The following is a 25381-nucleotide window of genomic DNA, read 5'->3' on the forward strand; positions in this document are numbered from 1 at the left end:
CCGGCATACGGGAATCACGTCGAGGCATGGTTTCATGCGCGACGGCCTGTAGCTGCCGATTATTGTCACGTTCTCTCCCCCGAGCCTGCCATTATTTTTTCGGGACCATAATGCAATTGCCCGGCGGGGAAAACTGCTATCTGGTCAAGATCGACTGCGCGGGCTAGGTCTTGGGCAACGCATTTTTCAGGAGAATGATATGAGCAGTCTGGTTCCGGTTCGTTTTACCCCCTTTGATCTGGATACGATGGCACAGACCGAAGGGCGCATCGCGATTCTCATCCCCGCCGATGGCAAGATGAACCCCGCCGCGCGCCGGGCCAATCGTCTGACCAAGGGCGCGGTGGCGCGCCTGGTCGCAAGCGAACGATTCAGCAAGGTCAAATCGGGTGATGTGATTTCGCTGGCCTGGCCCGCCGGAATGGTGGCCGAAGCGCTGGACGTGCTTATCCTGCCGCGCCGCCCCGATGCTGACGAGGCGCGCAAAGCCGGGGCCAAGTTGGTTAAGCTGGCAGCGGGCAAATCTGTTCTGGTTATGGCGGCCAATCAGGTGCGGGTGGAAGACCTGGCCATGGGAATGGTGCTGCGGGCTTACGATTTCGACGTGCACAAAACCAAAGACTCTGATCCGGTGGGTGAGATTGTCATCAGCTATTCCAAAGCAGATGAGGCCGAGGCTGCCTTTGCCTCGCTTTATGCAGTCGCAGATGGCGTGCACATGACCCGCGATCTGACCAATGAACCAGCGAATGTACTGACCACGACCGAGTTCGCAGACCGGCTGGCCGAGATGGAGTCGCTTGGCCTGAAGGTTGAGGTTCTGGAGGAAGACAAGCTCGCTGAGCTCGGAATGCGCACATTGCTGAGCGTTGGGCAGGGGTCTGAAAGCCCTTCGAAGGTTGTGGTGATGCACTGGAATGGGGGCGATACGGATGATGCGCCGCTGGCGCTGGTCGGCAAGGGAGTGGTGTTTGATACTGGTGGTATCTCGCTCAAACCTGCGGCGGGTATGGAAGACATGACTATGGATATGGGCGGTGCTGGCGTTGTCGCCGGGACAATGCGCGCGCTGGCCAAGCGCAAGGCCAAGGCCAATGTCGTCGGGCTGGTTGGGTTGGTTGAGAATATGCCCTCGGGCAATGCCACCCGTCCCGGTGATGTGGTCACATCGATGAAGGGGGATACCGTCGAGATCATCAACACTGATGCCGAGGGCCGTTTGGTACTGTGCGACGTAATGTGGTACGCGCAGGATCGGTTTCAGCCGGTTGGTATGGTTGATCTGGCCACTCTGACAGGAGCGGTTATCATTGGCCTTGGACATGAAAACGCAGGTGTGTTTTCAAACAACGACACATTCTGTGACGCCTTCCTGAAATCTGCCAAGGCCGAGGACGAAGGCGCATGGCGGCTGCCGTTGGGTGAAGGCTATGACAAACAGCTGAAATCACGCATCGCTGATATGAAAAATGTCGGCGGACGGCCTGCGGGTTCGATCACCGCCGCGCAGTTCCTGCAGCGTTTTGTCAAGGACGAGACGCCATGGATTCACCTCGATATCGCGGGGGTGGCGTCGGTGTCGTCAGAGACGTCTTACGCGCCCAAAGGAGCCACTGGTTGGGGCGTCCGTGCGCTGAGCCGGTTCGTACAAGACAATTTCGAGACCACGGGCGAATAGACCCGTGGGAGCCGTCTATTTCTACCACCTGACCCGCCAACCACTGGAGCACACGTTGCCCGTGCTGCTGGATAAGGCGCGGCAGGCCGGGTGGCGGATCGCCGTGCGGGGCATTGATCCCGCGCGCATGGACTGGCTGGATGAACGACTGTGGCTGGGCCCTGAAGATGGGTTCCAGCCGCATGGTCGGGAAGGTGGGCCGCACGATGCGGCGCAGCCCATTTTGCTGACGACGGGACCAAAGGCCGCAAACAAGGCGACCTGCGTGATGGCAGTGGATGGCGCAGTGATCGAGGCTGATGAAGTTGCGGCTTTGGAGCGGGTTTGTATTCTGTTTGATGGCAATGACCCGGAAGCAGTTCAACATGCGCGCGGGCAGTGGAAAGCACTGACCGGGGCAGGATGCTCGGCGCAATATTGGTCCGAGGAATCCGGACGATGGGAGAAGAAGGCCGAGGCTTGATCGGCGCAAGTTTTTTTAGGGAGATTTTAGATGGATATGAAGCCTTTGGGCCGCACCGGGATCATGGTGTCGGATCTGTGCCTTGGAACGATGACCTTTGGCACACAAACATCAGAAACTGATGCGCATCACCAAATGGATATTGCGCTTGCGGGTGGGATCAACTTTGTTGACGCTGCAGAGATGTATCCGGTCAATCCGATTTCCAAGGAAACAATTGGGCGAACCGAAGAGATTCTGGGTAACTGGAATTCTACCAACAAATCCCGGCGCGGGGATTATGTGCTGGCGACAAAGCATTCCGGCGAGGGGTTCATTCATGCGCGCAATGGCGCACCGATCTCGAAAGAGACCATTCCCGATGCGATCGAAGGATCGCTGCGCCGTTTGCAGACGGATTGCATCGACCTCTATCAGTTCCACTGGCCAAATCGCGGCAGCTATATGTTCCGGCAGAACTGGGACTTTACGCCCTCGGGTAACAACCGGGATGAGATTGTGGATGAGATGCGCGAAAGCCTGATCGCGCTGCAGACGCAGGTGGATAAAGGTAATATTCGCGCCTTTGGTTTGTCGAACGAGAGCGCATGGGGGACTGCGCAGTGGTTGCGGGCGTCGGATGAGGTCGGAGGCCCTCGTGTTGCGTCGATCCAGAACGAGTATTCTCTGCTCTGCAGGTTGTTCGATACGGATTTGGCTGAATTGTGCCTGCTCGAAGATGTCGGGTTGCTGTCATTTTCTCCATTGGCGGCGGGTTTCCTGACCGGAAAGTATCAGGGTGGTGCTGTACCAGAAGGATCGCGCATGGCGTTGGTTCCGAATATGGGTGGGCGCAAGACGGATCGTGTATTTGACGCGGTGGCGGCGTACGTGGATATCGCTGAGCGGCACGGGTTGGACCCGGTGCATATGTCTCTGGCGTGGAGCTGCAGTAGACCGTTCATGGGGTCGACCATTTTTGGCGCGACGACTGTCGCGCAGTTGGAGCATGTTCTGGCGGGCAAGGATTTGAAGCTGTCGCCGGCGGTGTTGGCAGAGATCAGCGCGGTGCATCGTGCGTTTCCGATGCCGTACTGAAGGTATGGGGGCGCTGCCCCCGTCGCCTTTGGCGACTCCCCCGAGGTATTTTTGGCCAGATGAAGTTGGATCGCGTCAGTGATGGGTCGGTTGTGTGCGATCTTGTCTGAGATCGCGGGCAGAGAGACCGTGGGCGGTGCGGAAGGCGCGGGCGAAGCTGGATTGTGACGCGAAGCCGGTGGCGAGTGCCACATCCATCAAGGGTATGTCGGTATCGGTGACCAGACGGCGGGCCTCGGCGAGACGCAATTGCAGGTAATGATCCTGCGGCGTCGTGTTCAGTCGTAGGCGGAACTGTTGCTGCAGGGTACGCGTGCTGGTGCCGAGCGTGTCAGCGATGTGTGCCAGTGGCAGTGGTTCATCCAGCGATGTTTCCATGAGCGAGTTGGCCTTGGCCGTCAGGGCAGTGTGGCGATGCGGAGCCCCTGTGCGGCTTTGAGGTTTTGTGGGTTCGGATGTGCCTTCGTAGAGGAACAGCCCGGAGACTCGGGCGGCGAATCCTGCGCCATGGCGGGCGGCGATGATGTGCAGCATCATGTCGATCGCTGGGACGGCTCCGCCAGAGGTCAGGCGGTTTTCAGATACTGTGAACCGGTCGGGGCGCACATCAACATTGGGGAAGCGAGAGGCAAAATTTTCCAGATCCTCCCAATGAGTTGTGGCCGCGTGACCATCAAGTAAGCCTGCTTCGGCCAGCAACCAAGGACCGCCATCTATCCCGGCCATGGTGGCTCCGGTGGCGGCGATCCGGCGGAGCCCGGCCAGCAAGCTGGGCGTTGCATGGCGTGCCAATTGGAAACCGGCGACCACGATCATCAGGTCACAGCCTTGCAGTCGAGCCAATGGAATGCCCTGTACATTCAGGGCGCTGGTCAACATCGCGGGCTCTGCTGTGGCGGTGACGTAATCCCAGTCAAAAGCGGGCCGGTCCGCCAGTCGGTTGGCCGCGCGCATCGGATCGACAGCGGCGGCGAAGCTGAGTGTGTTGCATTCGTCCAGCACCAACACGGTCGTTTTTAGCGCACGATGTTCAGGCTGGAGTATGTTTTTTGCGGATTTCATCAAGTCTGATTCGCATTCTGCCAAGTGGTTTCCTCAAAGCTGCGTCAGAGTTGACGCCGAAGCAAATCGGAATCCGGGGAGAAGCCTGGGGAAAACCCACGGCAAAACCGGGTATAAGCTGGGGATAACGTCATGCCTTTGGAAATGAACCGCGAAGTCTTTATCACCTGTGCCGTTACCGGGTCGGGTGGGACGCAGGATCGCAGCCCTCATGTGCCACGCTCACCCAAGCAGATTGCCGACAGTGCGATTGCTGCGGCCAAGGCCGGTGCGGCGGTGGTGCACTGCCATGTACGCGACCCTGAGACGGGTGCGCCGTCACGTGATCTGGCGCTGTATCGTGAGGTGACGGACCGCATTCGGGATGCCGAAGTCGACGCCGTACTGAACCTGACGGCTGGTATGGGCGGAGACATGGTGTTCGGGGGTATAGAGAATCCGCTGCCCTTAGCAGATGCCGGAACCGATCTGGTGGGCGCGACGGAACGCGTGGCGCATGTGGCCGAGTGTCTGCCGGAAATCTGTACATTGGACTGCGGCACAATGAACTTTGCCGAGGCTGATTATGTGATGACCAACACGCCCGGTGCGTTGCGGGCGATGGGGCAGATGATGACCGATTTGGGGGTGAAGCCCGAGATCGAGGCTTTTGATACGGGTCACCTGTGGTTCGCCAAACAGCTGGTGAAAGAAGGTGTTCTGGAACCAAATGCGTTGGTGCAACTGTGCATGGGTGTGCCGTGGGGTGCGCCCGACGATCTGAACACCTTCATGGCAATGGTGAACAATGTGCCCGATGATTGGACGTTCAGCGCGTTTTCGCTCGGGCGCAATGAGATGGCCTATGTGGCAGCCTCGGTTCTCGCCGGTGGTAATGTGCGGGTCGGTTTAGAGGACAATCTGTGGCTGGAGAAGGGTGTGTTGGCTGAGAACTGGCAGTTGGTCGAACGCGCAGGCAGCATCATCGAAAACATGGGTGCGCGGGTGATCGGACCGCAGGAAGTGCGTGAGAAACTAGGTCTGGTGAAGCGGGCACCTACAGGGGTGGCGGGCTGAAGCCCGCCCTACGATTGGATCAAGCGATATGAATAAGATTGCAGCAATCATTGGTGGTGGAGTCATCGGCGGAGGATGGGCCGCCCGGTTTTTGCTTAACGGTTGGGACGTTCGAGTGTTTGATCCCGATCCCGAGGCTGAGCGGAAGATCGGGGAGGTGTTGGACAACGCCCGTCGTTCTTTGCCAGGGCTAAGCGATGTGCCTTTGCCGCCGGAGGGCGCGCTGAGTTTTCATGAAGAGATTGGCGACGCCGTAGACAGCGCCATCTGGATTCAGGAAAGCGTGCCGGAACGGCTCGACCTGAAGCTGAAGGTTTACCAAAGTCTACAAGAGGCCTGTGATCCAGAAGCCATCATCGGGTCTTCAACCAGTGGCTTCAAACCGTCCGAGCTGCAGGAAGGTGCGCTTCGGCCCGAGCAAATCGTTGTAACACATCCGTTCAACCCGGTTTATCTGCTACCGCTGATCGAACTGGTGCCGACCGACAAGAATGCGCCCGATCTGATCGAGCGGGCCAAAGAGCTGTTGACCTCGGTCGGGTTCTTTCCGCTGCACGTCAAGAAGGAGATCGACGCGCATATCGCTGACCGCTTTCTTGAGGCCGTCTGGCGCGAGGCTTTGTGGTTGGTCAAGGACGGTATCGCGACAACCGAGGAAATCGACGAAGCCATCCGTATGGGTTTTGGTATCCGATGGGCGCAGATGGGCCTGTTCGAGACCTACCGCGTGGCCGGGGGCGAAGCCGGGATGCGGCATTTCATGGCTCAGTTCGGGCCCGCGCTGAAATGGCCATGGACCAAGCTGATGGACGTGCCGGAGTTTACCGATGAACTGGTGGACATGATCGCGGATCAGTCGGATGCGCAATCGGGCATGCACTCGATCCGCGAATTGGAGCGTATTCGCGACAATAATCTGGTTGGCATGATGCGGGCGCTCAAGGCGCAGAATTATGGTGCGGGGGCGGTTTTGAACCAGCATGACGCGGCTTTGAAGCCCGGGGCGCTGCCAACGCTGGATCAGGCCGATCTGAGCCAACCGATCCTGACTTTATCCCGCGCGGTGCCGCTGGACTGGACTGATTACAATGGCCATATGAACGAAGCGAAATACCTTGAGGCTTTCGCTGCAGCCACCGATCGGTTCATGGAAATCATCGGCTGCGACATGGAATATATCGCCACGGGCGGCAGCTATTTCACTGCCGAGAATCACATCCGTTACATGCAAGAGACGCACGCCGGTTCACGGATTGAATGCCGTACGCAGATGCTGTTGGGGCAGGGCAAGAAGCTACATGTTTTCCACAGCATGTATGAGGGCGAGACCCTGTTGGCGACTGGTGAGAGCTTTTTGCTGCACGTCAGCCTCGAATCCCGGCGACCCAGCCCACCATCACCCGAGATTGAGGCCGCGATGGCGCGGATTGCAGAGGCGCAGGCCGGATTGCCATATCCCGAAGGTGCGGGCGCTGCGATCCGCAGGCCCGCATGACTGGCCGCGTTCTGATTACCGCCGGGGCCTCGGGCGTCGGCAGAGCGATGGCCGAAGCGTTTGATGCGGCGGGGGCGCAGGTCTGGGTTGCGGATGTCGATGCGAAAGCTCTGGCTGAATGCCCGTCGCATTGGAAGCAGAGCCAGCTGGATGTATCGGATGAAACCGCTGTCGCGGCCATGTTGACCGATCTCGAGACCGAATGGGGCGGGATCGACGTCCTGTGCGCCAATGCCGGGATCGCAGGGCCAACGGCTGCGGTTGAAGATATATCTTTAACCGATTGGCGCACTTGCCTTTCTATCAACCTTGAAGGTGCGTTTTTATGCTCGAAATACGCAACACCTATGATGAAGCGGCAGCGCAATGGTGCGGTATTGATTACCGCATCGACAGCAGGCCAATACGGATATCCCAACCGCGCGCCATATGCGGCCGCAAAATGGGGCATGGTCGGGCTTGGTAAGACGCTCGCCATGGAGCTTGGGTCCCATGGTATCCGCTGCAACGTGATCTGCCCGGGTTCAGTTGAAGGCCCAAGAATGGAAGGCGTGCTAGAACGTGAGGCCGCTGCCAAGGGCATGACCCGGGATCAGGTTTACAAAGGATACGCATCGGGCACGTCAATGGGCCGCTTCGTCGAGGGGCGGGACATTGCAAACATGGCTGTGTTTCTGGCGTCAGATGCGGCGCGGCTGGTGTCGGGTCAGGTGATCGCGGTGGATGGCCATACAGTCAATCCCGATCCGAAACTGTGAGCTAGCTCTGATTGGGGCCACGAATCTGACGGATCGCGCCGCGAACAGCTTGCCAGTCTCTTGCTTCTTGCTGGTTTCCGGCGGCTTCGCATTCGCGCATCTTCTGCGCGGCTTCGGCCTCGGCCCGATCACCGTGGGCTGTGTATAGGGCACGTGCGTATTGAGCGGTTTTGAGTGCGTCCATTCCTGTCATCCTCCATCTCAGATCGGAATGTCTAAGGGTTCGCGCAAGGTGACTATACTACAGGTTGCAACTCAGGTCATGTCTTGGTGATTTCTGCCCGCAATTGATGTAGATGATCCGGGAAATCACGTGCGGTCATCTCGGCTTCGCGCACCAAGCGGTCGAAATGGAGCGTAAACACTTCAATCCGGTCTCGATCGCGGAAAGCCATATAGTGGCTACCGGCGTAAAACACACACAAAAGTGGGCCAAATATCGTGACAGGAGCCGAATAAAGTCGTTTTGCATCATATGGATAGATGCGAAGACGAGGGTAAAGCTGTTCGCAAAGCTGCAGCAGATGATCAATTTGATCCAGCCGAACTTCAAGGGGCAACCCTTCATAATAGCCGGTCGCACGGGTAAAGCTCTGGAGCTCAAAGAATGGCATAGCGATTTCATAGTCGGACTGAGCTCTGCGCATCCAGGCCAGACGGTCTTGTGATGCGCCGATGGCCTGATCCGCTGTGCGTCCAAGATGCGGCGCGTATTCCCATTCCAGCACGGCGCGGGTCTTGAGCATATCTGGCAGAGTGGCAGGAACATAACGTATTTTGTAGCCTGCGGCCTCTTGGTGCCATTCAAATATACGTTCATCGACCAATGCACGGGCAGCTTCGGTCAGGGTGAGGGAGCTTGCCAGCAGTTCTGCCGCGCTTTCGGGCCTGTTGGATAGCCCAAGCAGCCAATCAGCCGACACCCCAAGCGCCGAAGCACAGCTACCAACCACATGCGCATTGGGCAGACGCGCGCCCGAACCGGTCAGCAACTGCGAGACGGTCGACCGGTCAACACCGATGTCGCGGGCCAATGCACTTTGGCTGATGGCGCGTTCTTGCATCGCCCGGGCCAGACGTTGGCGAAATCGCGAAGCACGGTCCCGTTTGTCGATTTTATCTATCATGTGTTGATAATTATCACGTTCGTTTAGAATTGTTAATCATATTCAGAATTCCCGGTCTGTGAGTGTGTCTGTAACGCTGATGTAACAAAACAAGAATGGGGTCTGGAATGGAAACGCGACGCAGGTCGGTCGTGAAGGCACTGGTGTGGAATGCAATGGGGTTGGCGATGATGACGCTGGTGGGCCTGATTGCTACTGGCTCGGCAGCGCTTGGGGGAATGGTTGCGTTGGTCAATACGGCCATCGGTCTGACAATGTACGTGATCTACGAGCGCATCTGGGCGGGAATTTCGTGGGGTCGCAATGGCTGAGCCCGTCACATCCAAATCGCCCGAATGGGTAACTTTTGTCCTGATCGTTTCGTGTTATTCTACTTGGCTTGGTGCGATTTTCTGGCTGGCTGGCGTATCTCTGTGGCTAGCTGTTCCTTTCATGGGGTTGGTGGCTGCGATGCATTCGTCGCTGACGCATGAGGCGTTGCACGGGCATCCCTTCCGCCAGAAATGGCTGAATGAGGCGATGATGGCGCTGCCGCTGACCTTGTTCATTCCGTATAACCGGTTCCGCGACCTGCATCTGGCGCACCATTGCGATGCCAATCTGACCGATCCATATGATGACCCCGAGACCAATTATCTCGACCCGCAGGTATGGGCGGCGTTGGCAAGTTGGCAGAAGCGACTATATCGGGCGAACAATACTTTGCTGGGGCGAATGGTACTGGGCCCAGCAATTGGACTGATGGCATTCCTGCGAGATGAATTGCACGGTGCCCTGCGCGGAGATCAGGCGATTTTGCTTGCTTGGGCATTGCATGTGCCTGGCGTCATGACGGTGATCTGGATCGTTATGTTGTCTCCGATGCCGGTTTGGGCTTTTGTTCTGTCCGCCTATGTCGGGCTGGGATTGGTCAAGATCCGCACCTTTCTGGAGCATCGCGCACACGAGAAATCTCGGGCACGAACGGTGATTGTAGAAGACCGTGGGCTTTTGGCATTTCTGTTTTTGAACAATAATCTGCACGTCGTTCATCACATGAACCCTGCCGCACCATGGTATCGGCTGCCTGCACTATACCGCACTGATAAAGAGCGCTATCTGGCTTGCAATGAGGCATATGTCTACCGCTCATACGCGCAGATATTCCGGGAATTTTTCTGGCGTGTCAAAGACCCGGTGGCACATCCGCTCTGGCCAAAGTCTTGATTTAACGACAGAAGGGAAGCCATGAGCTTGTGGATTCCCGTCACCATCGCCGCCGCCACGTTCCAGACGGTGCGGTTCATGTTGCAGAAATCGCTCAGCAGGGTGAAACTCTCGGCCGCTGGGGCGACCTTTGCGCGGTTCGCCTTTTCGTTGCCTTTGGCGATGTTGGCGCTGTTTATTGCATTGCGGGTGACGGGGTACGAACTGCCCGTGCTTTCGGCCCGATTCTGGGTGTTTGCCGTGATCGGTGGAACATCGCAGATCCTGGCGACGATCTGTGTGGTTACTCTGTTCAAACAGCGCAACTTTGCGGTCGGGATCACCTTCAAGAAAACCGAAGTAATTCAAACCGCTATAGTTGGATTCCTCATCCTCGGAGATCAGGTCTCGACCGGAGCGTTTGGGGCTATCCTGCTTGGGCTGTTTGCTGTCCTGTTGCTGTCAAAGACACCCGGAGGCAGCGGTGTGTGGTGGCAGCATCTTACCAACAAAGCTTCGCGTCTTGGGCTGGGGTCCGGGGTGTTGTTTGCCTTTTCGTCGGTCAGCTATCGTGGTGCCTCGTTGCAGCTAGGTGACATCGACGCCTGGTTTCGGGCATTGGTGACGCTGGCGGCGGTGGTCACATTCCAGTTCCTCAGCATGGGGCTGTGGTTGATGTGGCGAGACCGGGCCGAACTGCGCGCGGTCTGGGAGACGCGCCAGACCGGTGTTTTCGTTGGCCTAACAAGCCTGTGCGGATCGTTCTGTTGGTTCTTTGCGTTCACGCTGCAGAACGCTGCCTACGTCAAAGCACTGGGGCAGGTGGAATTGATCCTCAGCCTGTTCGCATCGCTGCTGTTTTTCCGCGAAACCATCACCCGGCGCGAAGTCGCCGGAATGTCGCTGCTAGGCTTGTCGATACTGGCGCTTGTGCTGGCGATCTAGCCGGTGCGACGCTCGTCAAAGCTGAGCGCAATAAAGCTGGGCAAGTGATCGCCCATGCCTACAACGGTACGACCGCTATCATCCCGTCGGCCACGACCGCGCCCTTTGGGTTCGCGTTCTTTGCGGCTTTCGCTCTTTTTGCTTTCGGCGGGTCTGGCCTTTCTCTCAGGCTTTGGCGCATCAGGCTTTGTCGCATCAGGCTTCGGCTCATCGACCTTGACCGGGTTGTCCAAGCGCGGAATTTCTTTCTGGATCAGGTTCTCGATCGCGGCCAGCGCCTTTTCATCGCGACCCGAACAGATCGTGATCGCCTTGCCTTCGCGCCCGGCGCGACCTGTACGGCCGATCCGGTGCACATAGTCCTCGGGGTGACCGGGGACGTCGAAATTGATCACATGGCTGACCGAGGGCACATCCAACCCACGCGCGGCAACGTCCGAGGCGACAAGCAGACGCAGCGTCCCGTCGCGGAAGCCATCCAGTGTTTTCGTCCGCTGTGACTGATCGAGATCGCCATGGATGGCGGCAGCGTCATAGCCGTATTTCTTCAGTGACTTGGCGCAAATATCCACATCCGTCTTACGGTTGCAGAAGATGATGGCGTTGGTGCACTTGTCACCTTCTGCATCGATCAACGCGCGCAAAGTCTTGCGTTTCTGGCTGGCCTCACGGTCGCGGCGGCCGCCTTTGAACATCACCACACCTTGTTCGATGGTTTCCGAAGCAGTGGCCTGACGGGCAACCTCGACCCGAGTAGGGCCGGACAGGAAAGTATCGGTGATCCGCTCGATCTCGGGCGCCATGGTAGCCGAGAAGAATAGCGTCTGGCGGGTGAACGGCGTCAGCGAGAAGATGCGTTCGATATCGGGGATGAACCCCATGTCGAGCATCCGATCGGCCTCATCCACCACCATGATCTGAACGCCGGTCAGCAGCAGCTTGCCGCGCTCGAAATGGTCCAGCAAACGGCCCGGCGTGGCGATCAGCACGTCGACGCCCCGATCGATCAGGGCATCTTGTTCCTTGAAAGAAACACCCCCGATCAGCAGCGCCTTGGTGAGCTTGAGGTGCTTGGCATAGGTGTCGAAATTTTCGGCCACCTGTGCCGCCAGTTCGCGCGTTGGGCACAGCACTAGCGACCGTGGCATCCGTGCGCGGGCACGGCCACGGGCCAGCAGGGTGATCATCGGCAGGGTAAAGCTGGCGGTTTTGCCAGTCCCGGTCTGGGCGATCCCCAGAACATCGCGCCCTTCAAGGGCCGCTGGAATCGCGCCTTCCTGGATCGGGGTCGGAGTTTCGTATCCAGCTTCCTCAATGGCTTTGAGGACCTTCGGGTTCAGGTTCAGTTCGTTAAACTTTGTCATGTATGTCCGGTTCATGCGGACACTATACCTGGCCCGCGCGTATGAAATATGCCGGGCCCGGATGGCCATGCGCGTCATGCGCATATCGGCTGACGCGGGGCATAACAAAAACGCGGGGCAGGGTCAAATGAAGACGGCTTAACCTGTGGTATATCCGCCAAAAACAGGGATTACTTCAACAATTCAGATGGTTCCGGGAAAGTGTTTCTCGATTTTCCGATCTAAATCAAGGGGGCGGTGCCGGATCATGTCGTTATCTTCAAGCCGTCTCAGCACGTCTGGGTCGGCGGCGCTGATTTCATCATAGAACTCTTTAAGGCCTTCGAGGCCAAATTCGTCCTCGATCAGGCTGAGCAGTTCGAACTTGTTCAATCCACCGATTTTCCTCGGGCGGTTGGGAGTCGGACTCGCCTGATACGAACCGCGTTCGAGCCGAAACTGGTAATGTGCCTGCCAGTGTTCCCAATCCGGCGCATGTCGGTGGCACAAGTCGATCTGAGGGATCTCGGTCCTGACCGGAAGAAATTCGCCGTGTTGATAAAGGTTGTGGATACGATCACTCAGCTTTTTTAGGCCGCGACGCACGAAAAGTTTGCCTTGGATGTGGCTCATGAATCCGGCCAACACGTAAGCGCCGAACTTGGGATACAGCGACTCGACAAGTGCCTGTCGATTTTCGCTTTCAGGAATGAACGCTTTATAAAGATCATCTCCACCTGCCAGTGCCTCGATCGGACGAACGCGGACGGCGGGTATGTCATCCGGAATGTCACGCAGCAGGGTGGGGACCGGAGACATCGGCCAGAGAAACTCGTCGACATCGATATGGGTGACCCAGTCCAGATCAGTTCGGTTGTAGATCAGGTTGGCATTCGAGGATTGCCGGACCTGATGCTTGTCCGGCCGTTCGCGCCCGCGACGTTTCCAAAATGCCGCGTCGCAAGTGCGTACCCTGATTTTGGGATGCTCGCGCAATGCTGTCATGTCTTGTTGGACCGGTTCGTCCAGAAAGATATGGATTCGGTCAGCCCCAATATCGAGATGGTGGGCGGCAAAGCGCAGAATGTCCTCACGCGGGGCGCGGATCGTGGATACAATTCCCCAAGTCGTCTTGGTCGGCGTCATATCTGGTTTATCCGCAGTCTCCGTCAGATCATCATTTCCTTTGTCGCGGTCAGGTTCAGTGCAGGATAATCGCGCACCACCCGATCAATATCCCATTGCAGGCGCGTCAGATAGACGATGTCACCGTCATGGTCATGCGCGATGTGCTGCTTGTTGGCGTTGACGAATTTCTCGACCTCAACCTTGTCACCACTGACCCAGCGGGCCGAAGTGAACTGGGATGCCTCAAACCGTACTGGCAGGCCGTATTCCATCTCGATCCGGCTGGCGAGGACTTCGAATTGCAGCGCGCCTACGACACCCACGATAAAGCCTGACCCGATTGAAGGTTTGAACACTTTGGCCGCGCCTTCTTCGGCAAATTGCATCAGGGCTTTTTCCAGATGCTTTGCCTTCATCGGATCGCCCGGGCGCACAGTTTGCAGCAGCTCAGGTGCGAAAGAGGGGATGCCAGTCACGCGAATTGCCTCGCCCTCGGTCAGTGTGTCACCGATGCGCAGTTGACCGTGGTTGGGAATACCGATGATATCACCGGCCCAAGCCTCTTCGGCCAATTCCCTATCAGAGGCGAGGAACAACACGGGGTTCGAGATCGCCATGGGCTTTTTTGACCGCACATGGGTCAACTTCATGCCACGTTTGAAGTGACCGCTTGCCATGCGGACAAAGGCCACCCGGTCGCGGTGCTTGGGGTCCATATTGGCCTGCACCTTGAAGACAAACCCAGAGACCTTCTTTTCATCCGGCGCAATTTGGCGTGGTTCTGCGGACTGTACCTGAGGCTGCGGACCATAGGCACCGATGCCTTCCATCAGTTCCTTGACGCCGAACGAGTTGATGGCCGAGCCGAACCAGATCGGGGTCATGTGCCCCTCGAGAACCGACTGAGGGTCAAGTTTGGGCAGCAATTCGCGCGCCATCTCGACCTCTTCCAGCAGCTTGTCCAGCAGGTGCTCGGGCACGTGTTCGGCCAACTTGGGGTCATCCAGCCCGTTGATCTGAATGCTCTCGGCCACCTTGTTGCGGTCGGCGCGGTCCATCAGTTCCAGCCGGTCGCGCAGCATGTCGTAGCAGCCGATAAAATCGCGACCCACGCCAATGGGCCATGCGGCGGGCGTGACGTCGATGGCCAGCATTTCCTGAATCTCATCGATGATCTCGAACGTATCGCGGCTTTCGCGGTCCATCTTGTTACAGAAGGTCAGGATCGGCAGATCGCGCAGGCGGCAGACCTCGAACAATTTCTGCGTCTGGCTTTCCACACCTTTCGCACCGTCAATCACCATTACGGCTGCATCAACGGCGGTCAGCGTGCGATAGGTATCTTCTGAGAAATCGCTGTGGCCGGGTGTGTCCACCAGATTGAACCGGAAGTTCCCATAGTCAAACGACATCGCCGAGGCGGAGACCGAGATGCCGCGATCCTTCTCCATCTGCATAAAGTCTGATCGCGTCCGCCGTGCCTCACCCTTGGCGCGCACCTGACCGGCCATCTGAATGGCACCGCCATACAGCAGGAACTTTTCAGTCAGCGTCGTCTTGCCCGCATCCGGGTGCGAGATGATGGCGAATGTTCTGCGCCGGGCGATCTCGGGCGGTAAAACGGGTTGGTTCGAGGTATCAAGCATGCACGCGCGTATAGGCGGTGAATCCTGCCGAAGCAAGACAAAGGGACTGGTTCGAATCATGTCTCTGTGGCATTAAGAACATATAGTGAACAAATTGTGGAGTGGACCGATGAATTTGAAAGAGATTGCTGACGAACTGGTTGCCGGATGCCGTGAGAACCGAGCCAAGGAAAATCTGGATAAGCTCTATGCAGCGGATGCGGTTTCAGTTGAGGCTGCGGATGCAATGGGTATGGGGCGAGAAACACATGGCCGGGACGCGATCCGAGGCAAACACGAATGGTGGGAAGGCGCGCATGAGGTCTCAGGTGCATCGGTCAGTGACCCGTTCCCGCATGGTGACGACCGGTTTGCCGTAATTTTTGAAGTTCAGGGCAAGGTGAAGGAATCCGGCGAAAGCTTTGATATGCGCGAGGTCGGTGTCTATCACGTTGCCGAAGGCAAGATCGTGCGGGAAGAGTTCTTCTACTGATCCAACAATCCCATTCTGGCCTTCCTTGCCAGGCCGGTGCTAGATGTGTGGCAAGGTAAGGGAGTGTCAGAATGGACCTGGGAATTCGTGGAAAACGCGCGTTGGTTTGCGCCAGCAGCAAAGGGCTGGGTTTGGGCTGTGCCGAGGCACTGGCCGAGGCCGGTGTCGACCTAGTAATGAATGCGCGGGGTGCCGAAGTGCTTGAGGCCGAGGCCACACGCCTGCGGTCGACCTATGGTGTCGCAGTGCAGGCTGTCGCTTGCGATGTCACCACGTCTGAAGGTCAGTCTGAGGTGATCAATGCTGCGCAGGGTATTGATATCCTTGTTACAAATGCTGGTGGGCCACCGCCCGGTATGTGGTCGGATTGGGAACGGGACGATTTCATCAAAGCACTGGACGCCAACATGCTGACGCCGATTGCCTTCATGAAGGCGTTGCTGCCGGGGATGATGGATAAAGGCTGGGGCCGGGTGGTGAACATCACGTCGCAATCCGTGCGCGCGCCGATAGCGGTGTTGGGCCTGTCGAATGCGGCGCGTACTGGGTTGACTGGGTATGTCGCCGGAACGGCGCGCCAGGTTGCGCCGAAAGGGGTTACAATCAACAACCTGTTACCGGGCATCCATGCAACCGATCGGGCGGATTCACTGGATGGCGGCGTGTCGGCGCAAAAGGGCATCTCGATGGCCGAGGCACGGGCCGAACGTGCTGCGACAATCCCTGCGCGCCGTTATGGAACCCGACAGGAATTTGGGGCTGCTTGTGCGTTTTTATGCTCGCAATATGCCGGGTTCATTGTTGGGCAGAACATCCTGCTGGACGGTGGCAGCACAAATCTGACGATGTAAGTATGACGCAGAATTTCTCACTGAAAGATCAGTTATTCAACGCGGAAAAAACCCGCTATCTTGCGACTTTGTTTGCGGATGCCAAAGCTGGATTTGACGCGGAAGCATTCGAGGCCGCGGTGATGTCGCGCTTGCCTGAGCTTGAGCTGAAAGAGCGGATGGCGTGGATCGCTGAGTGCCTGCAACAAGCCGTGCCTGGTGATTTGCCAACGGTTGCTCCGGTCATCCTGCGGGCGCTGCCACCGCCGCTTGACCCTGAAAAAACGGATGACGATTTCGGGGATTTCATCTTTGCGCCTTTGGGGGATTGGGTGTGTGCAATCGGTCTGGACCACCCCGATTTGTCGCTGGATGTCTTGGAAGAGATAACTCAGAGATTTTCAATGGAATGGGCGATCCGCCCGTTTCTTAATCACCATCCCGATCTGGTGATGGCGCGGATGCGGGATTGGTGCACGCATCCCAGTTATCATGTGCGCCGTCTGGTCAGTGAAGGGACGCGGCCACGTTTGCCCTGGGGCCAGGCCGTTGGTCTGACGCTATCGGACCCGTTGCCATTGCTTGATCGGCTGAATGGGGACCAGACGCGCTATGTGACGCGCTCGGTTGCCAATCATCTGAATGACATCACCAAGAAAGACCCCGATATGGTGCTGAACCGCCTGCGAAACTGGGCTGAGGCTGGACGTCAGGAAAAGGATGAACTGAACTGGATGACCTCTCATGCGTTGCGGGGGCTTGTGAAATCGGGGCATCCGGGGGCGATGAAAGCTTTGGGATACGATCCGGATGCCGAGATGATGGTCGAGGTTCTGGTGAACGGATCGGCTCGGATCGGCGATGCGCTGGAGTTCGAAGTCACGCTAAGCGGCGTGAAGGATCAACCAGTTTTGATCGATTATATCGTTCATTTTCAACGCCCAGGAGGAAAAATCTCGCCCAAGGTCCACAAGCTGAAGCAGGCAGAACTTGCGGACGGGAGGCTGTCCGTCACCAAACGTCATAAGCTCAAAGGTAATGCTACCACGTTCAAGTTGGTTCCGGGGCCGCATCGATTGGAAGTTCAGGTGAACGGGCGTGTGCGCACGGGGGTAGAGTTCGAACTGCTGGCCTGAATAGTGTCACGGTTTCGTCAGAACGGGCACTGGTGGATTGCGCGGTGTAGCTTGCTGCACTAGCTGCGAAGCAATCAGAGATAAAAGGAATGCCCCGATGAAGCATGAGGCTGTGCAGAACTACTATGGTGAGGTGTTGCAAGGCAGTGCGGATTTGCAGACAAATGCCTGCTGTACCCCGGATGACATGCCGGATCACCTAAAGAAAATTCTGTCGCAAATTCAAGATGATGTCCTCACACGTTACTATGGCTGTGGGTTGATCGCGCCATTGGACCTGAAAGGGATGAATATCCTTGATCTGGGTTGTGGTACCGGGCGCGATGTGTACGCATTGTCCGCCATGGTGGGTGAGACCGGTCGGGTGGTCGGTGTGGACATGACGCCCGAGCAACTGGATGTCGCCCGTGCCCACCAAGATTATCATGCAAAGGCGTTCGAGTATTCCAAAAGCAATGTAGAATTTCATCACGGCTATATCGAAAAGCTGGATGAGTTGGGCCTTGAACCGGGTTCGTTTGATATCATTGTCTCGAATTGCGTGATCAATTTAGCAACCGACAAGGCCGCTGTGCTGCGTGGCGCCAATCGGCTGCTGAAAGTGGGTGGAGAGATGTATTTCTCGGACGTCTATGCCGATCGCCGAGTGCCAAAGGCCATGGCCGAAGATGAAGTGCTGTATGGCGAATGTTTGTCGGGGGCGCTTTATTGGAACGATTTTCTATCGTTGTCGCGCGCAGCGGGGTTCGGCGATCCGCGCAGGGTCACGCATCGACCCCTGACCATCGAGAACCCAATTCTGGAAGAACGGGTTGCGCCTCTTAGCTTTATCTCGGCCACATACCGTCTGTTCAAGCTTCCTGCGCTTGAGCCCGCTTGCGAAGACTATGGTCAGGCCGTGATCTACAAAGGCACAGTGCCTCATGCGCCTCATGTTTTCGCGTTGGATGATCACCATACCATCGAGACGGGTAAGGTGTTTCCGGTCTGTGGGAATACTTGGATGATGCTGCAGGACACGCGGTTTGCGCGTCATTTCGAATTCATTGGCGATTTCTCGACTCATTATGGGATTTTTGAAGGTTGCGGAGGGGATAGCCCGTTTTTGGTTCAGGGCGAGGCAGCCTCGGCCGGGTGTTGCTGATCCCTTGCGCCTGAGGGGCGGGGTTGTTATCCCCGCCTAAGCCCGATGGATTTGATCGGGAAAGGTAACGGGGTCCATCGGTGACAGTGACAACATCTCCTCCTCGATTGGAAATCCGCAATCTGGTCGCGCGCTTCGCTGGGCGGACGGTAGTGGATAATGTGTCCTTGACCGTACAGGCGGGGCAGGTGACCTGCCTGCTGGGGCCGTCAGGCTGTGGAAAGTCAACCACTTTGCGCATGATCGCAGGGGTCGAGATGCAGACTTCGGGCGAGATTTACGTGGACGGTAAACTGATTTGTGACACGGTGTTTCGCGTACCCCCTGAACGGCGCGAAATCGGGCTTATGTTTCAAGACTTTGCCCTGTTTCCGCACTTGAGTGTGGCAGATAACGTCGCGTTCGGCCTGAAAGGCAACAAAGAGCAGAAACGCGCGCGAGTCGAAGAATTGTTGACCAAGGTCGATTTGATGCGATTTATCGATGGGTATCCACATCAGCTGTCAGGGGGTGAGCAACAGCGGGTTGCTTTGGCACGGGCGCTGGCACCACGTCCCCGGATCATGTTGATGGATGAGCCGTTCTCGGGACTGGATAACCGCTTACGCGACGGTATTCGGGATGAGACGCTGGCAGTTCTCAAAGAAGAAGACGCCGCGGTTCTGCTGGTCACGCATGAGCCGGACGAGGCCATGCGGATGGCGGATGAGATCGCCCTGATGCGGCGTGGCAAGATCGTTCAGCAGGGCGCGCCTTATAACGTTTACACTCGACCGGCGGACAAGGCGGCTGTGGCATTTTTTAGTGATGTCAATGTGTTAAGATCGCAAGTTAATGGAGCTTTAGCGCATACACCATTTGGCCGTTTTCTGGCGCCGGGCGTACCGGATGGAACTGATGTTGAGATCGTATTCCGGCCTCAGCACGTCAAATTGGATTTCGACCGAAATGGCAAAGGTCCAGCGCCCACGCCAACAGACGGGGTCGCGGCCCGGGGTGTTGTCGAACGTGCGCGTTTTTTGGGCAATGAAAGCCTTGTTGAATTCCGCATGGACTACGATGGCTCTATATTGAAGGCGACCGTGCCGAATGTGTTTGTGCCCAAAGCGGGCCGGGTCATGTGGCTGACAATCCGCCGTGACCGGTGCTTTGTGTTCCCGACCTGATGCTCTGACCCTGCATTTTCATCCAAGTGGTGCGTGAAAGCCTCAGAATGCGTATGCGCATTGCTTGTCGCAGCGCAGAGGCGGGTCTATCAAGGGCAAAACGATGTGTGGAACGGGCATGAGAATTCTTCTGACCAATGATGACGGCATCAATGCGCCGGGGCTGATCGTTCTTGAGGCGATTGCGGCCGAATTGGCAGGTCCTGACGGTGAGGTATGGGTTGTCGCCCCTGCCTTTGAGCAGTCTGGCGTCGGGCATTGCATCAGCTATACCCACCCGATGATGGTCGCCAAGCTGGGTGAACGTCGTTATGCCGCCGAAGGATCACCAGCGGATTGTGTGCTGGCAGGACTGCATGACGTGATGAAGGATTCTCCGCCGGATCTGGTGTTGTCGGGGGTGAACCGGGGTAACAACTCGGCTGAAAATACACTCTATTCCGGTACGATCGGTGGTGCGATGGAGGCGGCATTGCAGGGCGTTCCCGCCATTGCCTTGTCGCAGTATTTCGGACCACGCAATCTGGGGCTGGATGATCCGTTCGAAGCTGCGGGCAAATTTGGTTCAGATCTGGTGCGTCGTATTCTGGATGCGACGCCGAAAGAGCAGGGCGATTACCGCTTGTTCTACAATGTGAATTTCCCACCCGTTCCTGCGGATGATGTGCGGGGCACACGGGTGGCTCCACAAGGGTTCCGGCGCGATACTCATTTTGGGGTCGAGCCGCACAGTTCGCCTTCGGGGCGCCGGTTTCTGTGGATCAAGGGCGGCTATCAGCACAATCCGACTGCTCCGGGCACGGACGCGGCGGTGAATCTGGAAGGTTATATCTCGGTCACGCCGATGCGGGCCGATCTGACCGCGCATGATGCACTTGAGGCACTGAAGGCAATCGAATGACCGGGCCGGGCGCAGAAACCACCATGCAGTTCCTGTTTGCACTGCGTTCGCGCGGGGTGACGGATGCGCGTGTTCTGGCCGCGATGGAGCAGATCGACCGGGGGCGGTTCGTGAAAGGACTGTTTTCGGAACGTGCTTATGAAGATACGCCGCTGCCGATCGCCTGCGGTCAAACGATCAGTCAGCCATCAGTCGTGGGGCTGATGACGCAGGCCTTGCAGGTGCGCCCTCGGGATACAGTTTTGGAGATTGGTACCGGATCGGGCTATCAGGCGGCAATCCTGTCCAAGCTGGCACGCCGGGTCTACACCGTTGAACGGCACAAGCGGCTGGTGCGCGAAACCGGGCAGTTGTTCCGCGAGATGGGACTGACAAATGTGACGGCGATGTTGACGGACGGATCGTTTGGTTTGCCGGAACAGGCCCCGTTTGACCGTATCATTGTGACCGCTGCCGCCGAAGATCCTCCGGGACCTCTCTTGGCGCAATTGAAAATCGGCGGTATCATGGTGTTACCCGTGGGGCAGTCGGATGCGGTGCAGACCTTGATCAGGGTCACACGCACCGAGACCGGTCTGGACTACGACGAATTGTTGCCGGTTCGTTTTGTGCCCTTGCTTGAAGGGCTGGGAAAAGACGGGGCGTAAAGGTATATTCATTAGGTGCCGGAACCCCGGAGAACAGGGGCAGGTGTTGAGGACAATAAAATGAGAGCAGTTTCCAAATCAGAAATGCGCCGTTGTGCGAGTTGTATTGCAATGCTGGCAATTCTGGCCGGATGCGAAGGCCCACTCGATTACGACCTGCGCGGGAATGTCGGGGGGTTTTCCACCACCGATGCGGCCCTGGCAGCCACTGCCAGCCGACCGGCACCAGATGCGCGCGGCGTCATAACCTATCCGAACTATCAGGTGGCCGTGGCCCGCAATGGCGACACCGTGGGCAGTGTGGCCGCCCGCATTGGAATGCCCGTGGCCGAGCTGGCCCGGTTTAACGGATTGCAGCCCAATGACTCGTTGCGCGATGGTGAAGTGCTTGCCCTGCCGCGTTCGGTTGGTACCGCGAGTGGTGTCGATATTGCGACCATCGCCGGCACGGCAATTGATCAGGCGCCCGATACCGGTTCGGTTCAGACCTCTACCTTGCAGCCTGCGCAACCTACGGCAGCCCCGGCGCCAGTTGCGTCCGGGCCTGAACCCATCCGACACAAGGTAAAGCGGGGCGAGACGGCTTATACGATCTCGCGACTCTATCAGGTGTCTGTGGAGTCGTTGGCCGAATGGAACGGGCTTGGGTCGGATTTTACCGTGCGTGAAGACCAGTATTTGCTGATCCCGGTAAAGGATCAGGCCGCACCGCGTGCTGCTGCACCTGCGGCGACTGCGACCGCAGTTACCCAACCGGGAGAAGGCTCTCCAACGCCAACGCCACCAAGCGCAACGCAGCCTTTGCCGGATGAGAAGGTGACCGCAGCAGCGCCTGCGCCTGATGTTACCGCCGAAGCACCGACCAATTCGGGCAGTTCGGCGCTGGCGATGCCGGTGAACGGAACGATTATTCGTACCTATGCCAAAGGCAAGAATGAGGGGATCGACATTGCAGCTGCGGCAGGTGCTTCGGTCACCGCAGCCGAATCTGGAACGGTTGCAGCAATTACCCAAGATGCGGATCAGGTTCCGATCATCGTGGTCAAGCATAACAACGATTTGCTGACTGTGTACGCCAACGTCGAGAAGATCACCGTCAAGAAAGGTGACCGGGTGCGGCGGGGGCAGAAGGTTGCCTCACTGCGCGGGGGCGACAATGCATATGTTCATTTTGAAGTGCGTAAAGGGTTTGAATCGGTTGATCCTGAGCCTTACCTGAAGTGAACAGAATGGCCCTGAACGGGCCATGCCTCCGGCGGAGGTATTTTTGACCAGATGAAGAGCGGATCACCCGTAGGGGTCGTAGTCGCTGAGCCTTTTGCCGGGCTCGTCTGCAAAAAGCTCGGGCAGGGGCGTGACGGTTTCGATCAGATCGATGCGAAAGACACGGAAGTCGTCGCGCAGCTCGCACCAAGAGGTAAGGGTCCAGACGCGGCCCCAGTATTCCATGTGTAGCGGACGGATTGTGCGTTCGGTCGGTGTGCCATCTATGCGGCGATAGCTGAGCTGCAGTTTCTGGCGTGATTTGATTGCGGCGCGGATCGGCGCCATGTGGGCCAGTCCGCGTGCGGCATCGGCGAAGGGGTAGACGGCAAATTTCCAGCTGTCAGCCTCGGCCACGACTTGTGTGGGCAATACGGTGTCGATCTTTTCAGCAAGGGATTCGGCCGCGGATTTGAGATCGGGATCGGCGGCCTCAGCCACAATTGCCATTCCGAGGTTCAGGGCCTCGAGTTCAGCGGGTGTCAGGTTCAACGGGGGCAGAGTGATCTGTTCCCGCACCATATACCCCACACCGCGTTCACCTTCGACCGGGACGCCCGAGGCCGTCAGCGTATCCATATCACGATAGATCGTGCGAACCGACACCTCGAGCCGCTCGGCAATGTCCTGCGCGCGGTGCAGTTTACCGTCGCGCAGGATTTGAATGATATCGAACAGGCGATCAGTGCGGCGCATCAGGCGCCGCCTTGACCGTATTTATGCGGTCATGTTCCATTGCACGGTCTCGTGGCGCATCTGAGCGCTGTCGGGATTGATTGCTGCAATCAGGGCGGGTGCAAAATCCTGGTGCATGAATGCAGCTGCTGCATCCTTTGCGGATTTCATATCCGTCCAGACGACATAATCCGTCCAGCGGCCGTCCTCGCCCTGGCTCAGTTGGCGATGGGCAAAGCCGGGGGCCGCGCGGACGAAGGCCTCGGAGGCTTGGCTGAGTTTAACGAATTGTTCGGGCATTGTGCCATCGGCAAGGGTAAAGGTGACGATTTCTGCAACATGGGTCATGTGGTTCTCCGTTGACCAGGTTTCGATATCGTCTTCCTAAGTCGATCCAACTGACATAAACCTGTCAGTTGAGAAAGGCCAGCCCGCAAAAAGTGCGTAATCCGCTCAAATTCGTGCGCAGAATTGATCTGCCGCACTTTTGTTGACGCATGTCCGGGCGTAGACACGGGGCCAGACATATTCCCGGCGCGCTGCGCTGACGTAGAAGGAGAAAAGACATGCTCAACAATATCGGCCTTCCCGGCCTGCTGCTGATTGCAGTTGTGGTTCTGGTGCTGTTTGGCCGCGGCAAGATCAGCTCGCTGATGGGGGAAGTGGGCAAGGGCATCACTTCGTTCAAGAAAGGCGTTAAGGAAGGCGCGGATGAACTTGAGCAGGACGCATCCGAGCTGGCCAAGGACGTCACCCCCGAGACCGACAAAGACAAGGTCTAAGCGTCGATGTTTGATCTGGGCTTGACCGAGCTTCTGGTCATTGGCGTTGTCGCGTTAATCGTGGTGGGGCCGAAAGACCTGCCTGTGTTGTTTCGCAATGTCGGGCGCTTTGTTGGCAAGGCGCGCGGCATGGCGCGCGAGTTCAGCACCGCGATGAACGAAGCGGCGGACGAGGCTGGCGTCAATGAGATCAAGAAGGGCCTGAACGCGGCAACCAATCCGGTTAGCACTGCCATGGATGGGATCAATGAAGCGGCGCGGGATGTCGCCAAGTCTATCGACCCGACCAAGTTTGATCCTGACAGCGAGACCGGCAAACTGGCCGCTGAACGCGCGGAGCAGGCCAAGAAAATTCAGGCCACCACAGCGCGCGCTGCTGCTGAACGCAAGGCCAAGGAAGCCGCGGATGCGCTCGCCAAGGCGGAAGAGGCCGAAGCCGCGTTGAATACCGAAAGCAAATCATGACTAAAACCGACGAGATCGAGGATAGCTCGGCCCCACTGATCGAGCATTTGGCCGAACTGCGCACACGGCTGATCCGTTCGGTGCTCGCCTTTATCGTGGGTATTGTCCTTGCCTTCATAGTAGCCGAACCGATCCTCCAGTTTTTGGTGCAACCGATCGAGGCAACCTTGCGCGAACTCGGTGATCCTTCACCGACGCTGCAATATACCTCTCCGCAGGAATATCTGTTCACCTTGTTTCGGATCTCGATGGTCTTCGGGTTTGCGCTGGCATTCCCCGTGATCTCTTATCAGCTGTGGCGGTTTGTAGCTCCGGGGCTCTACAAGTCCGAGAAGGGGGCTTTTCTGCCATTCCTCGTCGCGTCGCCGTTTATGTTCTTGCTTGGGGCGGCCTTTGCGCAGTTTGTGGTAACACCGTTGGCGATGCAGTTTTTCCTGGGGTTCGCCGATGTCAGTTCGATCTTCGCAAACCTGCTGGCTCCGGCAGCCAATGATGTCCCGGAAGAGATTATTGTCGTTCCCGAAACAACTGAAGGTGTAAAAATTACCTTCTTCGGGAAGGTCAATGAATCCCTGGATATCACGCTAAAGTTCATTCTGGCCTTTGGCCTGTGTTTCCAGTTGCCGGTTCTTCTGACGTTGATGGGTAAAGCAGGGTTGGTCTCGGCCGAAGGTCTGGGGGCCGTTCGCAAATACGCGATGGTCGGGATTCTGGTTCTGGCTGCTTTGGTGACACCACCGGACGTTATCACTCAGCTGATTCTGTTTGTCGTGGTCTATGGCCTTTACGAAGTATCGATCTTCCTGGTCGCCCGTGTCGAAAAGAAACGCGAAGAGCAGCTGCGCGCCGATGGTTACTATGACGATGAAGAGGCCGAGGCTGATGCAGACATGATGCAGGATTACGACGAGACCAAGTAACCTGTAAATTGATCAAT

28 protein-coding genes are annotated in these 25381 nt (G+C 57.4%); 20 read left to right on the forward strand and 8 right to left on the reverse strand.

From position 1 onward, the window contains the following. Positions 1 to 199: 199 nt before the first annotated feature. Genes BLU89_RS02680 through BLU89_RS02690 form a run of 3 tightly spaced genes read left to right on the forward strand, consistent with a single transcriptional unit; the run spans position 200 to position 3218 of the window. Entirely contained in the window at positions 200 to 1678 is a 1479-nt protein-coding gene (locus BLU89_RS02680) for a leucyl aminopeptidase (protein ID WP_074734230.1), read from the forward strand. 4 nt (positions 1679 to 1682) lie between these two features. Further along, complete coding sequence (locus BLU89_RS02685) at positions 1683 to 2141, forward strand: DNA polymerase III subunit chi (protein WP_074734232.1); 459 nt, start codon at positions 1683 to 1685, stop codon at positions 2139 to 2141. A gap of 30 nt (positions 2142 to 2171) precedes the next feature. Continuing rightward, the gene (locus BLU89_RS02690) at positions 2172 to 3218 is read left to right on the forward strand and encodes an aldo/keto reductase (protein WP_074734233.1); all 1047 of its coding nucleotides are present in this window, start codon (positions 2172 to 2174) and stop codon (positions 3216 to 3218) included. 75 nt (positions 3219 to 3293) lie between these two features. On the opposite strand, the gene BLU89_RS02695 is transcribed toward BLU89_RS02690, so the two are convergent. Continuing rightward, positions 3294 to 4280: a GlxA family transcriptional regulator gene (locus tag BLU89_RS02695; protein WP_074734235.1), complete on the reverse strand. Its 987-nt coding sequence runs from the start codon at positions 4278 to 4280 to the stop codon at positions 3294 to 3296. A gap of 132 nt (positions 4281 to 4412) precedes the next feature. On the opposite strand from BLU89_RS02695, the gene bcoG reads away from it, so the two are divergent. Genes bcoG through BLU89_RS02710 form a run of 3 tightly spaced genes read left to right on the forward strand, consistent with a single transcriptional unit; the run spans position 4413 to position 7589 of the window. Then, positions 4413 to 5336, forward strand: coding sequence for a 3-dehydrocarnitine:acetyl-CoA trimethylamine transferase BcoG (bcoG, locus tag BLU89_RS02700; protein ID WP_074734237.1), 924 nt, complete (start codon positions 4413 to 4415; stop codon positions 5334 to 5336). 28 nt (positions 5337 to 5364) lie between these two features. Continuing rightward, entirely contained in the window at positions 5365 to 6831 is a 1467-nt protein-coding gene (locus tag BLU89_RS02705) for a carnitine 3-dehydrogenase (RefSeq protein ID WP_074734239.1), read from the forward strand. Then, positions 6828 to 7589: an SDR family oxidoreductase gene (locus tag BLU89_RS02710; protein ID WP_074734241.1), complete on the forward strand. Its 762-nt coding sequence runs from the start codon at positions 6828 to 6830 to the stop codon at positions 7587 to 7589. Before BLU89_RS02705 ends, BLU89_RS02710 begins: the two co-directional genes overlap by 4 nt. A gap of 1 nt (position 7590) precedes the next feature. Here the strand turns inward: BLU89_RS02710 and BLU89_RS02715 are convergent, their stop codons facing one another. Both BLU89_RS02715 and BLU89_RS02720 read right to left on the reverse strand, forming a co-directional pair. Next, complete coding sequence (locus BLU89_RS02715; protein ID WP_074734243.1) at positions 7591 to 7773, reverse strand: hypothetical protein; 183 nt, start codon at positions 7771 to 7773, stop codon at positions 7591 to 7593. 76 nt (positions 7774 to 7849) lie between these two features. Continuing rightward, a complete protein-coding gene (locus BLU89_RS02720; protein WP_074734245.1) occupies positions 7850 to 8716 on the reverse strand; it encodes a helix-turn-helix domain-containing protein in 867 nt (288 codons plus the stop codon). A gap of 107 nt (positions 8717 to 8823) precedes the next feature. Between BLU89_RS02720 and BLU89_RS02725 the strand changes: the two genes are divergently transcribed. From BLU89_RS02725 to BLU89_RS02735, 3 genes are read left to right on the forward strand one after another with little or no spacing between them, the layout of a single operon-like run. Then, positions 8824 to 9027, forward strand: a complete 204-nt coding sequence (locus BLU89_RS02725) for a DUF2061 domain-containing protein (protein WP_039535902.1) — start codon at positions 8824 to 8826, stop codon at positions 9025 to 9027. Next, positions 9020 to 9922 carry a fatty acid desaturase gene (locus BLU89_RS02730; protein WP_074734247.1) on the forward strand — a complete coding sequence of 301 codons (903 nt, stop codon included), beginning with the start codon at positions 9020 to 9022 and terminating at the stop codon, positions 9920 to 9922. The genes BLU89_RS02725 and BLU89_RS02730 overlap by 8 nt, the downstream gene beginning before the upstream one ends. Positions 9923 to 9943: 21 nt before the next feature. Next, on the forward strand, positions 9944 to 10846 hold the full coding sequence (locus tag BLU89_RS02735) for an EamA family transporter (protein ID WP_074734248.1): 903 nt from the start codon (positions 9944 to 9946) through the stop codon (positions 10844 to 10846). On the opposite strand, the gene BLU89_RS02740 is transcribed toward BLU89_RS02735, so the two are convergent. The 3 genes from BLU89_RS02740 to BLU89_RS02750 form a co-directional block, all read right to left on the reverse strand. After that, positions 10843 to 12210: a DEAD/DEAH box helicase gene (locus BLU89_RS02740; RefSeq protein WP_176797652.1), complete on the reverse strand. Its 1368-nt coding sequence runs from the start codon at positions 12208 to 12210 to the stop codon at positions 10843 to 10845. The two genes, BLU89_RS02735 and BLU89_RS02740, sit on opposite strands and share 4 nt — an antisense overlap. Positions 12211 to 12393: 183 nt before the next feature. Then, positions 12394 to 13335, reverse strand: coding sequence for a glycosyltransferase family 2 protein (locus tag BLU89_RS02745; RefSeq protein ID WP_074734250.1), 942 nt, complete (start codon positions 13333 to 13335; stop codon positions 12394 to 12396). 23 nt (positions 13336 to 13358) lie between these two features. After that, positions 13359 to 14963, reverse strand: coding sequence for a peptide chain release factor 3 (locus BLU89_RS02750; protein ID WP_074734252.1), 1605 nt, complete (start codon positions 14961 to 14963; stop codon positions 13359 to 13361). 109 nt (positions 14964 to 15072) lie between these two features. On the opposite strand from BLU89_RS02750, the gene BLU89_RS02755 reads away from it, so the two are divergent. From BLU89_RS02755 to BLU89_RS02790, 8 genes are all read left to right on the forward strand, one after another. Continuing rightward, complete coding sequence (locus tag BLU89_RS02755; protein ID WP_074734254.1) at positions 15073 to 15435, forward strand: SnoaL-like domain-containing protein; 363 nt, start codon at positions 15073 to 15075, stop codon at positions 15433 to 15435. 71 nt (positions 15436 to 15506) lie between these two features. After that, positions 15507 to 16286, forward strand: a complete 780-nt coding sequence (locus BLU89_RS02760; protein ID WP_074734256.1) for an SDR family oxidoreductase — start codon at positions 15507 to 15509, stop codon at positions 16284 to 16286. 2 nt (positions 16287 to 16288) lie between these two features. Then, positions 16289 to 17401, forward strand: a complete 1113-nt coding sequence (locus BLU89_RS02765) for a hypothetical protein (protein ID WP_074734258.1) — start codon at positions 16289 to 16291, stop codon at positions 17399 to 17401. 97 nt (positions 17402 to 17498) lie between these two features. Continuing rightward, on the forward strand, positions 17499 to 18545 hold the full coding sequence (locus tag BLU89_RS02770; protein ID WP_074734261.1) for a methyltransferase domain-containing protein: 1047 nt from the start codon (positions 17499 to 17501) through the stop codon (positions 18543 to 18545). 80 nt (positions 18546 to 18625) lie between these two features. Next, complete coding sequence (locus BLU89_RS02775; protein WP_176797653.1) at positions 18626 to 19711, forward strand: ABC transporter ATP-binding protein; 1086 nt, start codon at positions 18626 to 18628, stop codon at positions 19709 to 19711. 118 nt (positions 19712 to 19829) lie between these two features. After that, the gene (gene surE, locus BLU89_RS02780; RefSeq protein ID WP_074734265.1) at positions 19830 to 20612 is read left to right on the forward strand and encodes a 5'/3'-nucleotidase SurE; all 783 of its coding nucleotides are present in this window, start codon (positions 19830 to 19832) and stop codon (positions 20610 to 20612) included. Beyond that, a complete protein-coding gene (locus BLU89_RS02785; RefSeq protein ID WP_074734267.1) occupies positions 20609 to 21259 on the forward strand; it encodes a protein-L-isoaspartate(D-aspartate) O-methyltransferase in 651 nt (216 codons plus the stop codon). Before surE ends, BLU89_RS02785 begins: the two co-directional genes overlap by 4 nt. A 60-nt stretch (positions 21260 to 21319) precedes the next feature. Continuing rightward, positions 21320 to 22483, forward strand: coding sequence for a LysM peptidoglycan-binding domain-containing M23 family metallopeptidase (locus tag BLU89_RS02790; RefSeq protein WP_074734269.1), 1164 nt, complete (start codon positions 21320 to 21322; stop codon positions 22481 to 22483). Positions 22484 to 22546: 63 nt separating this feature from the next. On the opposite strand, the gene BLU89_RS02795 is transcribed toward BLU89_RS02790, so the two are convergent. Together BLU89_RS02795 and BLU89_RS02800 are read right to left on the reverse strand one after the other, a co-directional pair. Further along, positions 22547 to 23218, reverse strand: coding sequence for a helix-turn-helix transcriptional regulator (locus BLU89_RS02795; protein WP_074734271.1), 672 nt, complete (start codon positions 23216 to 23218; stop codon positions 22547 to 22549). Between the two features lie 21 nt (positions 23219 to 23239). After that, positions 23240 to 23545 carry a hypothetical protein gene (locus BLU89_RS02800; RefSeq protein ID WP_074734273.1) on the reverse strand — a complete coding sequence of 102 codons (306 nt, stop codon included), beginning with the start codon at positions 23543 to 23545 and terminating at the stop codon, positions 23240 to 23242. A 218-nt stretch (positions 23546 to 23763) separates the two neighbouring features. Here BLU89_RS02800 and BLU89_RS02805 point away from each other — a divergent pair, with 218 nt between their 5' ends. Genes BLU89_RS02805 through tatC form a run of 3 tightly spaced genes read left to right on the forward strand, consistent with a single transcriptional unit; the run spans position 23764 to position 25364 of the window. After that, positions 23764 to 23979, forward strand: a complete 216-nt coding sequence (locus BLU89_RS02805; protein WP_074734275.1) for a twin-arginine translocase TatA/TatE family subunit — start codon at positions 23764 to 23766, stop codon at positions 23977 to 23979. 6 nt (positions 23980 to 23985) lie between these two features. Continuing rightward, positions 23986 to 24444 (forward strand): Sec-independent protein translocase protein TatB, encoded by a 459-nt coding sequence (gene tatB, locus BLU89_RS02810; RefSeq protein WP_074734277.1) that lies wholly within the window; start codon positions 23986 to 23988, stop codon positions 24442 to 24444. Beyond that, positions 24441 to 25364: a twin-arginine translocase subunit TatC gene (tatC, locus tag BLU89_RS02815; RefSeq protein WP_074734279.1), complete on the forward strand. Its 924-nt coding sequence runs from the start codon at positions 24441 to 24443 to the stop codon at positions 25362 to 25364. The genes tatB and tatC overlap by 4 nt, the downstream gene beginning before the upstream one ends. Positions 25365 to 25381 lie beyond the last annotated feature (17 nt).

Source organism: Ruegeria halocynthiae, assembly GCF_900106805.1.
In the GTDB taxonomy this organism is placed as follows: domain Bacteria; phylum Pseudomonadota; class Alphaproteobacteria; order Rhodobacterales; family Rhodobacteraceae; genus Ruegeria; species Ruegeria halocynthiae.